This is a genomic window from bacterium (assembly GCA_022616075.1).
GTDB lineage: Bacteria > Acidobacteriota > HRBIN11 > JAKEFK01 > JAKEFK01 > JAKEFK01.
The window spans coordinates 1-12,811 of the sequence record JAKEFK010000183.1; the positions used below are offsets into that span (position 1 = coordinate 1).

General features: G+C 48.5%; 11 protein-coding genes and 1 other RNA gene. 3 read left to right on the plus strand and 9 right to left on the minus strand.

What is annotated here, in order from left to right:
- Positions 1–36: 36 nt before the first annotated feature.
- The 9 genes from panC to ssrA form a co-directional block, all read right to left on the minus strand.
- Positions 37–885, minus strand: a complete 849-nt coding sequence (panC, locus tag L0156_14420; protein MCI0604190.1) for a pantoate--beta-alanine ligase — start codon at positions 883–885, stop codon at positions 37–39.
- Positions 827–1,747 carry a 3-methyl-2-oxobutanoate hydroxymethyltransferase gene (gene panB / locus L0156_14425; protein ID MCI0604191.1) on the minus strand — a complete coding sequence of 307 codons (921 nt, stop codon included), beginning with the start codon at positions 1,745–1,747 and terminating at the stop codon, positions 827–829. Before panB ends, panC begins: the two co-directional genes overlap by 59 nt.
- Positions 1,748–1,952: 205 nt before the next feature.
- Positions 1,953–2,588, minus strand: a complete 636-nt coding sequence (locus L0156_14430; protein ID MCI0604192.1) for a deoxynucleoside kinase — start codon at positions 2,586–2,588, stop codon at positions 1,953–1,955.
- A 110-nt stretch (positions 2,589–2,698) separates the two neighbouring features.
- On the minus strand, positions 2,699–4,714 hold the full coding sequence (locus L0156_14435; protein MCI0604193.1) for a diguanylate cyclase: 2,016 nt from the start codon (positions 4,712–4,714) through the stop codon (positions 2,699–2,701).
- Positions 4,711–5,298, minus strand: coding sequence for an RdgB/HAM1 family non-canonical purine NTP pyrophosphatase (gene rdgB / locus L0156_14440; GenBank protein ID MCI0604194.1), 588 nt, complete (start codon positions 5,296–5,298; stop codon positions 4,711–4,713). The genes L0156_14435 and rdgB overlap by 4 nt, the downstream gene beginning before the upstream one ends.
- 73 nt (positions 5,299–5,371) lie before the next feature.
- Entirely contained in the window at positions 5,372–6,133 is a 762-nt protein-coding gene (gene rph / locus L0156_14445) for a ribonuclease PH (protein ID MCI0604195.1), read from the minus strand.
- A complete protein-coding gene (locus tag L0156_14450) occupies positions 6,130–6,732 on the minus strand; it encodes a GerMN domain-containing protein (GenBank protein ID MCI0604196.1) in 603 nt (200 codons plus the stop codon). Before L0156_14450 ends, rph begins: the two co-directional genes overlap by 4 nt.
- A gap of 76 nt (positions 6,733–6,808) precedes the next feature.
- Positions 6,809–8,359: an N-acetylmuramoyl-L-alanine amidase gene (locus L0156_14455; GenBank protein MCI0604197.1), complete on the minus strand. Its 1,551-nt coding sequence runs from the start codon at positions 8,357–8,359 to the stop codon at positions 6,809–6,811.
- Positions 8,313–8,667, minus strand: a transfer-messenger RNA (tmRNA) gene (ssrA, locus tag L0156_14460). Before ssrA ends, L0156_14455 begins: the two co-directional genes overlap by 47 nt.
- 241 nt (positions 8,668–8,908) lie before the next feature.
- On the opposite strand from ssrA, the gene L0156_14465 reads away from it, so the two are divergent.
- The 3 genes from L0156_14465 (at position 8,909) to L0156_14475 (ending at position 12,810) form a co-directional block, all read left to right on the plus strand.
- Positions 8,909–10,324, plus strand: coding sequence for a hypothetical protein (locus L0156_14465; protein ID MCI0604198.1), 1,416 nt, complete (start codon positions 8,909–8,911; stop codon positions 10,322–10,324).
- A gap of 93 nt (positions 10,325–10,417) precedes the next feature.
- A complete protein-coding gene (locus tag L0156_14470; GenBank protein MCI0604199.1) occupies positions 10,418–11,167 on the plus strand; it encodes a QueT transporter family protein in 750 nt (249 codons plus the stop codon).
- A complete protein-coding gene (locus L0156_14475) occupies positions 11,167–12,810 on the plus strand; it encodes an energy-coupling factor transporter ATPase (GenBank protein MCI0604200.1) in 1,644 nt (547 codons plus the stop codon). Before L0156_14470 ends, L0156_14475 begins: the two co-directional genes overlap by 1 nt.
- Position 12,811: the final 1 nt, after the last annotated feature.

Consider the following 12,811-nt stretch of genomic DNA (forward strand, 5'->3'; position numbering starts at 1 on the left):
GAGTCGCCGGCCAGAGGCCCGCGCTAGACCGCCACCCTACTCCACTTCAACGATGATGTTGTCAATCAGGCGGGTTTTGCCGACATATGCGGCAAGCGCGATCAAACATTTCCCCTTTAAAGTTTTGATCTCTTTTAGCTCAATCAGGTCGGTGGCTGCAATGTAATCAATCTGCACGAGAGGTTCCGTGCTGATGATTTCTTTCATCGCCTTTAATATTGTTTTTGCTTTGCGTTCTCCTTCCTCAACGCGCGCAAGGGCGTGATCCAGAGATCGATATAAAACCGTGGCCGCCTTGCGTTCTTCGGGAGACAAATACACATTCCTCGAGCTCATCGCTAGGCCATCCTGTTCTCGAACAATCGGCACTCTCACTATTTCTACATCCATATTGAGGTCCTTTACCATGCGGCGGATGATGACAAGCTGCTGCGCATCTTTTTGTCCGAAAAAGGCGAAATGCGGCTCAACAATGTGAAAGAGTTTTAGCACAACGGTCGTCACACCTTCAAAATGCGTCGGGCGTGAAGCTCCGCAAAGCTTTTCGCTCAGATCGCGAATCTTAACGCAAGTGTGATAATTTTCCGGGTAAATTTCCTCCACCTTAGGCATGAAGAGGAAATCAATATTCTCATTGGAAAGCACTTCTGCGTCTCTGGTCGCGTCGCGGGGGTACTTATCAAAATCTTCTGTTGGTCCGAACTGGGAAGGATTCACAAAAATGCTGACAACAACCACATCCGACATCTTTCTCGCTTCGCGAACCAATGACAGATGCCCCTCATGCAAAAAGCCCATTGTGGGCACAAAGCCTATAATTTTTCCATCAGACTTTGCTTTCTTGCAGCTTTCCTTCATGGGAAGGATGCGCTGAATAATTTCCATATTTTTCTTCTACTTTCTCCAAAAACAGATCATGGTCCGGCATACAGTATCCATGCTGTTCTTCAGGAAATAGTCCTTCCTGAACATCATGGCAGTAGTCGTTTGCCGCTTGCAATATTTGCGGATACAGATTCGCATACCGTTTGACGAACCGGGGTATTCTGCTTTCATGCAATCCAAGAAAATCATGCCACACAAGAACCTGGCCGTCGCAATGAATTCCCGCTCCGATCCCAATCGTTGGAATGCGAAGACGCGGGGTGATTTCCGCTGCAACAGCCGCAGGAATGCTTTCTAAAACAACAGCGAAAGCGCCTGCTTCCTGAACGGCAAATGCATCTTCCATAATCACCATCGCCGCTTCCACGGACTTTCCTTGCACCTTGAAACCGCCGAAGCGGAGCATCGATTGCGGCGTCAATCCGATGTGCGCCATGACCGGAATCTCAGCCTCTACCATAGCTGCGATAATAGTTGCTCGTTGTTTTCCGCCTTCGAGTTTTACCGCCGAGCAGAGTCCTTCTTTTATAAAACGCATTCCATTCTGGATTGCCTGGTTGATTCCGCCCTGATAAGACCCAAAAGGCATATCACCGATTACTAGCGCGCGTTTGCATGCCCTTGTCACCGCTTTCGTGTGATAGATCATTTCATCCATCGCGACAGGCAATGTGTTTTCATGACCCAACACTACCATGGCCAGTGAATCCCCAACCAGAACAAGATCCACTTCCGATTGGTCCAGCAAATAGGCTGACGGAAAGTCATAGGCCGTCAGCATTGTGATTCTTTCTCGCTTTTCCTTTTTATGCAAGAGCGACGGGATAGTTACTTTGAGGGATAGATTGACTGTGTCTGACATTTGATCTCCTCTGCCCGTCCAACTCTGGATCGGGTGAAGTTTCAGTTTGATTCGTCCGGCTGCGAATCTCATCCCTACCGGTCACTAGATCCAGTGGGTTTTCGCAAATCGCCGGAACTATATATATTACCGCCAAGACCCCAAGAACGCCAAGATCCTCTTAAATCCTTTGTTCCTTGGCGACTTGGCGCCTTGGCGGTTTCCATTATCTTGAGCCGAGCGGGACGTAGTATTTTGTGCCTTTTCCCATAGAGCGGATCATCTTGATCAGGTCATCCATGTCCGCAGGATTCTCCACAAAATCAATTTCTGAGGTATTGATCACCAGCAACGAAGAAAGTTTGTAATGAAAGAAGAAATAGTTATATGCCTGCGTCAGCTCTTTTAGATAATCACGCGAAATGCTTTTTTCATATTCCACATTCCGCTTTTTGATCCGTTGCATCAAAACATCCTGTGTGGCCTGCAAATAGATGACCAGGTCCGGATTCGGAACGTTACTTTCCAGCAACGTGTACAGCTTTTCATAGATCAGCAATTCACTATCATTCAGATTCAGATAAGCGAAAATCTTATCTTTCTGAAAAATGTAATCGCATATGATCGATTGCTGAAAAAGGTCAGCCTGTTGCAGTTTCTGTTGTTGTTGATACCGGCTCAGCAGAAAAAATAACTGCGCTTGAAACGCAGTGCCCGGCACATCCCGATAGAAATCTTTGAGAAAAGGATTGTTGATGTCTTCGAAAATCTTGTTTGCGTTGAGGTGGGTCGACAGCATTTCCACAAAAGTCGTTTTCCCAACCCCGATCGGTCCTTCTACCGCTATGTAATGAAAGTCCATACGTTAATGTGATTTTAATTTAACACAGAGACACAGAGAAAGAATTTGTAAACAAAGTAGCACGGGCGTCTCGCCGGTGAACCCGCGCAGACGGGACGTCCGCGTTACTTTTAATGATCATCAACATGGCGAACCTGATTGCGGCCATTTTCTTTGGCGTCATATAAACCGCGATCTGCTTTTTCGATCAATTCGATCTTTGCGTGACCATCCTCCGGATAAGTTGCGAATCCGATGCTTAATGTGATGGCAAAAGATTGTCCGCCGGATTTGAATGTTGACCGCTGTACGTTTCTACGCCACCGTTCTGCTGTTTTGCGTGCGTTCTTTTTATCAATGCCGGGAAGCAAAGCTGCGAATTCTTCGCCACCATAACGGGCAAGTACGTCGATCTTTCTCGCATTCTTTTTCAGCACCTGCGCCAGACTTTTCAAAATGAAGTCGCCGGCCGGATGGCCGAAAGAATCGTTGAATCCTTTGAAGTGATCGATGTCCATGATGAGCAAAGTCAGCTTCTGATTCTGTCTTTCGGCCCGTTCGAGCTCCCGTTGAAACGCCTCTTGAAAATAGCGATGGTTAAAGAGGCCGGTCAGCCCATCCGTGATCGCCAGCTCTTCCATTTTCTGAATGATCGAAGAGTTCTCCAGGCTCACAGCTGCCTGATTACAAAGTATAGAAACCACTCTGGCCTGATGGGACGAGAATGCTTCTTCCTGTTTGCTCCCCAGCAACAACGCGCCGATCCGTTGTTGTTGGTGCCGCATGGGTGCTGCGAGAAAAGTGGAAAGACTGGGAAGATTTTCCTCTTCGAAAAGCAAGGGCATCTGTTGCAGATTTAGCTGCGTTTTCGTGAGAATGAAAGGCTCTTCACGGTTATTTAAAAACCAGGATATCCAGGAACGTCCATCGTTGGGTAAGTCGTTTTTGATTAAAGCTGCTTCCGTCGGGCTGGCCCACTGGTAGACCGAATACAAATCCCCGGGCTCCTGCCAAACCGCAACGGCGCTGAAATCGTACGGCACAATTTCAGCGCACAGCACGTGCAGCTTATTTACAATCTCCTCAAATTCAATTGTAGAGGCGAGCTCTTTGCTTGCACGGTAAAAAGCTTGAAACTCAATCGCCCTTTCTTCCCGTTCTTTAGCAAGGCGCGCCATACGGATGGTTTGCGCGATTTGCGCAGCAAAAGAGGAAAGTGCTTTTTCTGCATCTTCCGCAAAATAATTCAGATGCTCCGATTCAACCGACAAGACTCCTTCCAGACGGTCTTTATCCAGAATGGGAACTGCCAGCAGGGAACGAATCACAGATTTTTTGCTGCCGGAAAAATAGTTAACGCCTTCCTGACGATTTTGCTGAAGAAATGTCTTTTTATTCAACGCGGCCCATCCGATCGGACCTTCTCCCAGAGCGGCAATCAAACCATCGCGCAAACCTTCCGCATCGCCGGCCCGATTTTTTACGCGGAGCTTTTTTTGTTCCGGCAAAAATTGCCAGAGCAGCGACGTTTCCGGCTTGAAAACATTATGGACCAGCTGAATGATCCCACTTAAAGATTCGTCCAGAACAATGGCTGCATCTACAGAACGGGAGATTTGATCCTGATCGCTGATCCCTCCTTCGCTGACTTCCTGGATCCCGTATTTCAGGTCGTCCAGTTCCTTTTTGTATTCTTCCTTCTTTCTCTTCTCTTCCCACAGGAGTATGTAAGTGAGAGTGCCTGCCAACAGAAACAACACATAACGAAAAGCCACTTCTTCCGCGCCTTCGGTCCCGTAGTAATTTTCCCGCAACACCTCTAGAGCGGCTGCGGATCCGGTAACTGCGAGAAAAATGCGGTAACGCAAAACAGCTGAGACTAGAATTGCAGTTGCATAAAAAAGAAGATCGGCATACTGCCAGTAATGTTTCAAGATGAGGTTCGCAATGAGAAACGATAAGCAAAAAAAGAAGTCTTTTACTTTCCGGCTGTAACCCAGCCTCCAGAGAATTGTCTGAACCGGAAAAAGAGAAATAAATACCAGCGCCGTCAGAAGCGGTTTTTCTTCGTAAGGAGCCGAAAACAGCACTACAAATGTAGTAAGTATCAGCGCCATGAAACGGGCTTGACTGGGAATGGAAATCATGGATTGCCTGGAATCCTGTTGCCGAGTTGAGTCAACAATTGCTTTAAGGCGCGTCCGCGGTGGGAATAGTGGAACTTTTCCTGAAGTTTCATTTCGCCAAAAGTCCTGTCGGTGTTGTCGGGACAAAAGATTGGATCATATCCAAAACCAAGCAGACCGCGAGGCGTTTCAACTATGCGACCGTCGCAACGGCCTTGAGATTCCATCATGCCTTCAGAGTCGAGGAAAGCCATGCTGCAGTAGTAGAAGGCTGAACGTTCCTTTTTAGCCGACAGTTTTTCCAGGATGATTTGGATCCTTTCCTGATCAGTCGATGCAATCCGGGCAGAAAAAATCCCTGGAAAACCATCCAGAGAAGGAATCACCAGACCGGAATCCTCCGCCAAAACCGGGAACTGCAAACGTTTCCGGTAGAACCTCGCTTTATTGCGCGCAATCTCTTCGAAGCTCATTCCCTGTTCCGGCGCTTCCGGGATGTCCGGAAATTCCTGGAGCGAAAGCAAACGGACGTTCAGGTCCTTCAGGCCATCCTGCATTTCAAGAAATTTTCCGCGATTGGACGTCGTTATAACTATTTTATTCATTGTAGGGGCAGGCCTTGTGCCTGCCCTTCTCGGGCGACCACAAGGGTCGCCCCTACGATTTTATCGTGTGAAATCAATCGCGTAGTGGTGGGAGCAAATCCCAGAATCTTTCGTCAATGGCTTGCCGGAATACTTTGTTCTGGATGCGGACCAATTCACGAATTCCTTTGTTCGCGAGCCTGAGCATCTCTTGCAAGTCGCCATCTACAAAAGGCCGCTTTTCTGCGGTTCCTTGAATTTCCACGAAATGTCCTTCCCCTGTGCAAACGATATTCATGTCCACATCGGCGCGGGAATCTTCATGGAAATTCAAATCCAGAAGGGGCCGCTGGTTGACGATGCCAACACTGACAGCCGCCACATAATCGCGTACCGGAAGATGATTCAGTAATTTTTCTTCGACAAGACTGGAAAAGGCGAGCACAAGGGCGGCATACCCTCCTGTGATCGAAGCCGTTCGAGTGCCGCCATCTGCCTGTAGCACGTCACAATCGATCCAGATCGTTCGCTCACCGAGCGCATGAAGATTCGTTACCGCGCGCAAAGCGCGTCCAACCAGGCGCTGAATTTCCTGCGTTCTTCCCGACTGTCTGCCCTGCGTGGCTTCCCGGCTTACGCGAGAGGAGGTGGACCGCGGAAGCATGCCGTATTCGGAAGTGAGCCAGCCCTGGCCGGTGTTCTTTAAGAAGGGCGGAACCTTATCTTCGAGTGAAGCCGTGCAGATAACTCGCGTGTCTCCCATTTCAATGAGCACGGAACCATCTGCATTCTTAATGTAATCGGGAGTAATCACCGTCTTGCGCAACTGATCAAAGGATCGCCCATCCTGCCTCATAAACTGTTTTGTTCCTGCGATTTTGATTCTTGTTCTTGCCTTGCGATGGAAAGATCGGGTCTCAGGGGCCGGCTCAAGTCCATATGCCCTTTCAGTGTTTCAACCGGGCGGTCATCCACAAGAATTTGTACTCCATGGATTTGAGGCAAGTTGATCGTCAGCGTGTTCACAATCGAATAGACCGTTACCACTTCTCCAGTGGTTCCTCCCTGATGATTGGAAACTATCTCTCCCGATAAGTCAACATAAGCGATTCCATCTTTGCTCACAAGAACATCCAATACGCGGACACCATCCGGAATGGAAGGAATCAGTTTTCCTTTTGGACCCGCGATCAACGCTGCGAGAACTTCTTTTGCCTGAGCATTCAAAGTTTCGTGATAAGGAATCGAGCGTTCTTCCGTATCTAAGATCACGGAACCGGGAGTGCTGAAGTAAAGTTTTACATTGATGCGTCGTTGATTTACAGCTGCCGCACCTGGGGGATTCGAAGTGGAGGTCGAGGATAGGATGGTTTCCGGGCGATTTTTGACAAAGTAGAAGATCACGCCGAAAACAACGATAAAAAGAAGGAAACCAATTACGATCGGTCGATTCATATCGTTTATCGTGTCTAGCATCTGTCATCTGTCGCGTCTTGACGCGCAGACGCGGAGACTCGCAAACGCGTAGAGGCTATTGCCCGCTAGTGCTGATTGTTGAAGAAGCTTCCTGGTTGCGATTTTGAAATGCCTGGATGCTTCGAAAAATGGCTGTGGCAATTTTCATTTGATATTCGGCATCTGCCATCAATTTCTCTTCATCCGGATTGTTAATGAATCCAACTTCAATCAGAACCGCCGGCATGGTTGCTCCTGTCAGCACACGAAAGGGCGCTTGTTTTATCCCCCGGTTAGAAATGCTGAGTGTGTTATTCAATTCCTGTTGTATGGTCTCTGCGAGCTGACTGCTTTCCGCGAGAAATTCTGTCTGCGCCATATCCCACAGGATCAATTTCAAATCGTCTTCTATTGCTGGAGCCTGGTTGAGGCCGATCGCATTATTTTCCACGGCGGCAATGTTACGTGACTCATCATCAGTCGCCTGAGCGGAAAGGAAATATGTTTCTGCTCCGCGCGCCCTTCCGCGAATCGTGGCATTCGCATGAATGCTGATAAACAGGTCCGCCTTGTTGTTATTGGCTTTTGATGTCCGATCGTCGAGAGTCACAACCTGATCTCCATCGCGTGTTAAAATCGCGCGCATTCCGGTGCTTTCGACAATGGATTTCAATTTCCTCGCGATGCTCATGGTGACATCTTTTTCGAGCGTTCCGTTAGGCCCCTTCGCTCCTGTTTCCGCGCCACCGTGGCCCGGGTCGATCACAATCACTTTCTTGCTCCCGATCGGTGAAGGAAGCAGAGTTGGCGGAACTGTCTGTGTTTGCGGAGGAACGACGGGCGCCGGTTGTTCTGTGGTCGATCCTTTACCGTAGAAGTCAATGACAAATCGCGGAGGATCCTTCAGTTCAAATGTTCTGTAAGAAGCATATTGAATTCCGGTTTGAATCTTGAAAACTTTGCGATTCTCTCTTGTCTCTATTGTCACATTTTGAACAAGACCATCCTCAAAGACGGCGTTTTGGAATCCCGGGGAAAAATCTTCGGACTGCGGAATCACAAACAAAACGTTTCCCTCGGCTTGAACCATGTAAGAAATCGGGCTCAATGACTGAAATACAAGGCGGGAATATTTCGACTCGGATGCGTATTTAAGCGTGACCTGATTCGCCTGAACATTTCCGATCATTAAAGACCTGCTGTTTTCCAGCCATAAAAAACGCTTTTCGGTTACACCGCGCAAGACCTTCGGAATAAAGTCCAGTGGAACGAGCCATGCGCCTTGAACGAGATAAACCGGCTTACTCAAGGACACCAGTTTTTGATCGACCGAAACAAGCGATCGGTTGGCGGACAAGATCACGGAATGAGATCCGGAAACCAGAGAAATGTTTTGATTTCCTACTACAGGATTGATCTGGAATCCAAGGGGCGTCTGCAAATCGGCAATGTTTACAAAAGGAGCTCCTTCGATTGTTTGCAGAGAGACCTGGAGCTTACGCGAGTCTTCAAAAATGGTTAGCGCCTGGTCCTGCGCTAAGAGATCGCAAGCAAGGAGAAACAGAAAGAGGAACAAGACATGGTGGAGGCGGCGGGAGTCGAACCCGCGTCCGAAAGCTTTCCGCATTAACATCTACATACGTATCCTGTTTATCAAGTCTTACCGCCGGTTTAGCCAGCAGGCAGGCATTCCGGCAGCCAGTTTCCTTAGTTTAACAGAATCGGCCGGAAACATGCTGACTCTGCGATCCTGCTAATTGACGCTTTTTTCGGTCCGCAGGAAAAACGCGAAAAAAGCGTGACTACTTGTTAATTAAGCAGCCAGAGCAAATTCAGTGTTTGCAGTTATGTTTATTTGCCACCTGTTTTACGAGAAAGTGACGACTCGGTATGCAGCCAATGCTTCACAACTTCCGTCGAGCCCGTTTCGCCCCCATCAAATCCGTTCCTCTCCGCGTCAAGCGTTTCCGGGCCTTGCTGTCTTGCTAAGTATAGTGATCGAAATGAACAACTGTCAAGGAAAGAATCGGCCGCCGGGCAGTGCCTAACATGCTCATTTTCCTCATGTTAGAGGTGCCGTGCATTGACAAAGAAAAGTCGATTCAGGATAATTGCGTCTTCGCGTATTGCGTCCTCGCGTCTTGCGTCTGCGCGTCTACGCGTCAGGGGGTCTTTGATGAGTTTTGCAGACTATCTAAGGGATCGAATTTCAAGCGATTATAAAAACCTGATTATCCAAAAACTGGAGGAAATAAGGGAGCAAACGGAGAAGTTAAAAAACAGCCAGACACCCGTTTTCGATGAGAATCACCAGAAGGTGCGGCAGGCCGTGCAAAATGAACTCACAAGAGTTCAAGACATATTGGAACGGGAGCTCAGCGATGCCCAAGATCGAATCTCAGCAAGTTTTCATACTTTAGTTGATCAACACATCGCTTCCTGGTATCAGGCAGATGTCACTCCGTTCGAGCAACAGCTCGAAGTTCTACTTTCCGATATCGTTTCTAATATTCCTGCTCCGCCAAAAAGAAAAAACACAGATCTTGAATCGCTCGCTGACCTGATGAAAAAGATCGATCAGCAGCACACGCAATCCGAGATTCTCAACAGTCTGTTAATGCATATTGCTTCCTGGGTCGGCCGCGCGGTTTTGTTTGTTATAAAAGGAAATCAGGCTTCAGGATGGGCCGCGTTGGGTTTGGGCAACGATTGGAATACGGACCGCGTGAGATCCATTCGGCTCGATTTGGAAAAACAAAACATTTTGAATGAAGTTACAAGCACGGGTGAGTTGTCCCATGGCGCAGCGGACAAATATCCGGATAATGGCGAGATCTACCTGGCAATTGGAAACAGGTTTCCAAAGTCTGTGGTCGCATGTCCCATCACGGTTCGCGGGAAAATTGCGGGAATCCTGTACGCGGATATCGAAGATGATTTTGCTGAAAAACCGGACCTTCCGGATTTGTTATTCCTTGCGACGCGCGCCGCTGGTCTGGCAATTGATCTGCTTCCATTAAAACCTAAAACTGCTCCCGCTCCTGTGAAAGAAGCGCCGCCGCCGGCGCCTCCTCCCGTGGAAGTTGCGCCTCCTCCGCTCCCTCCACCGCCTGTTCCTGAAGTCGAAGTTACCGCGCCGCAGCCTGTTGTGCCGGTGGAGCCCGTGGCGGCCGTACCGGTTCAAGAAGAACCGGAAACTGTGGCAGAAGCTGTTGCATCCGTTGTTGCAGAACCAGAAATAGTGGAAGCGGAAGCGAAAGCGGAACCGGAACCGGAAGAAGCCGAAGGCACAGTGGTGATGCCGGCGATCGCTCCCCCTCTTGTTCTTTCAGAAGAAGAGCAAAAGCTGCATGATGATGCAAAAAGATTTGCACGACTTCTCGTAAGCGAAATCAAACTTTACAATGAAGCGCAGGTTGCCGCGGGGCGCGAACATAGAGACCTGTATGAACGCCTCAGGGAGGATATTGAACGTAGCCGTCAGATGTATCAGAATCGTGTTCCGACTCACATACACACATCGACAAATTATTTCTATGAGGAACTTGTAAAGACCTTAGCGAACGGAGACGCCACTCTCCTGGGAATGTAAAGGGATTGAACCGCCAAGTCGCCAGGAACGCCAAGTCAAAAAAAACTTCTATTTTTCTTGACGGTCCTGGCGTCTTGGCGGTTAAAAAGAATCATGCGTGAACTGATCCGTTGCTGGCAACACACCCGCATGATTGTTTTGATTGCATTGTGCGCAGCGTTGTATGTTGCTGTTTTGCTTCCATTCAAAATAGCAACGATCATTCCAGGCATAACTGAAGTCCGACCGGCCATGGCACTGCCCATTTTCTTTAGCATTTTTTTCGGTCCTGTGTCAGCCTGGGGAACGGCTTTTGGAAATCTGATTGGAGATGTGCTGGGTGGCACAATCGGGCCGGGAAGCATACCGGGTTTCTTTGGAAATATCCTTTACGGTTTGATTCCTTACCGCGTTCTCAAAGCCTACATCGGGTCGCGTGATCAGTTAAGGACGCGAAAAGGATGGGCCGTTTTTGTTTTTGCGGTGGTTTTGGCATCTGCGGTTTGCGCGGTGCTGATTGCTACAGGCGTCGATCTAATCGGAATCCCTTTTGGTTTCTTGGTTCACACTATCTTTCTGAATAATCTGTTGGTTTCGCTTCTTCTTGCTCCGCTATTAATTGGCACGCTGGGAAAACGAATTCGGGAAATGAAGCTCACGTATGAACAGATTCTGCAACCTCAAGAAATCTCTAATCCCAACAGGATAGGACCGGTAATCGTTCTGGTTCTCACACTCATTCTCTACGTCCTGATGTTTGTTCCTTCGGTTCGTGAAACGCTTCCGTTTCTTGTTGATCATAAAAGCGCTTTTCAAATTGTGGCGTGCGTGCTTTTGTTTATCGCCACGCTGATTCTCATCTGATGGCTTCCGCGATTCGGTATGAATCTGTGCGCTTCCGCTATCAAGATGGTGACTCTGAAATTCTGAAGGACCTCAGTTTACAAATTGAACCGGGCGAATTTACGGTGATTGCCGGTCCCTCCGGTGAAGGTAAATCCACATTTTGCCGAACTCTCAACAACATCATTCCTTTGTTTTTTAAAGGGGAATTTTCGGGGAAGCGCTGGGTGGCCGGCGGCTGGCTGGAAAAACAATCCACTTCTTCGATGGCCAGAAAGATCGGAATGGTGTTTCAGGATTTTGAGCAACAACTTTTTTCAACGAACGCTTTGCTGGAATTGTCATTCAGTCTTGAAAATTTCGGTGTTTCCAGACTGGAGATGGAACATAGAATGGAAGAGCTTCTGGAGAAATTTCATCTGCGCCATCTTTCCAGGCGCGAGCCGTTTTCCATGTCAGGAGGGGAAAAGCAAAAGCTGGCAATTGCCTCAGTGCTTGCGTACAAGCCACAAATTCTGGTGCTGGATGAGCCTACAACGGATCTGGATCCTGAAAGCAAACACTTTGTGATCCAAACGCTTCCGGAGCTGAAGGACTGGGTGGAAACGGTTGTGATTGTGGACCATGAAACGGACCGGTTTCAGGATGCGGACCGGTTATTCCTTTTCCGCGGTGGCGCAATCCAATCTTCAGGATCCCCGTCGGAAATACTGACAAACTCTACACTATTAGAAGCAAATTCACTCGCGCCGCTCGATCTTGCGGTTTTGCAGTCAAAGTTGAAGGAAACACCCTCTCTAACAACTCCTAGGGAGCTTGCCGCGTCCTGGGGTGATGGTCAACTTCAACTCCTGGCCTGTCCCTCCCGGAGCGCTTCTCCGGCGGTCATTGACGTTGCAAATCTTTCCTACCGCTACGAGAACCGGGATGTTGAAGCGTTGCGGGATGTGTCCTTTGAAATTCGTAAAGGGGAATTTCTGGGAATCATCGGCCAGAATGGAAGTGGAAAATCCACGTTGTTGCAACATCTGAACGGATTGCAATATCCGCAAGAGGGTTCAATACGGATCCTTGGAAAGGAAATCCGTGAATGGAACAGAAAAGATCTGAGCAAAGCGACTGCTCTGGTATTCCAGAATCCTGATCATCAAATTTTCAACACCACGGTTAGGGAAGAAGTGGAATTTGGACCTCAGCAACTGGGTTTTTCGGAGAAACAGCAGAAAAAAAATGTCGAACGGGCTCTTCAGACAATGGATCTGGAAGCGCAGCAACAACGAGATCCGTTTCAGCTTTCGAAAGGGGAACGCCAGCGGGTTGCCGTGGCCTGCATGTTGAGCGTGAGTCCTGAAATTTTGATGCTGGATGAGCCGACAACGGGACTCGATTATCGCCAGCAAACTTATTTGATGGAACTGCTACGCGAACTCAACAAGGAAGGAGCCACAATCATCATCGTGACCCACAGTCTCAAAATTGTTGGCGACTACTGTAACTATGCGATCTTGATGGAAAAGGGACAAAAGAAAGCGGAAGGGCATCCTCGCGATCTTTTCTTCCGGAATCAGCTTTTTCCAAAATTGCCTCCGCTGTGGGAACTTTCGCGAATCATGAACGGTAACGCCCTGACAGTCGATGAGTTTGCGTCCCATCTGAAACGGTGAG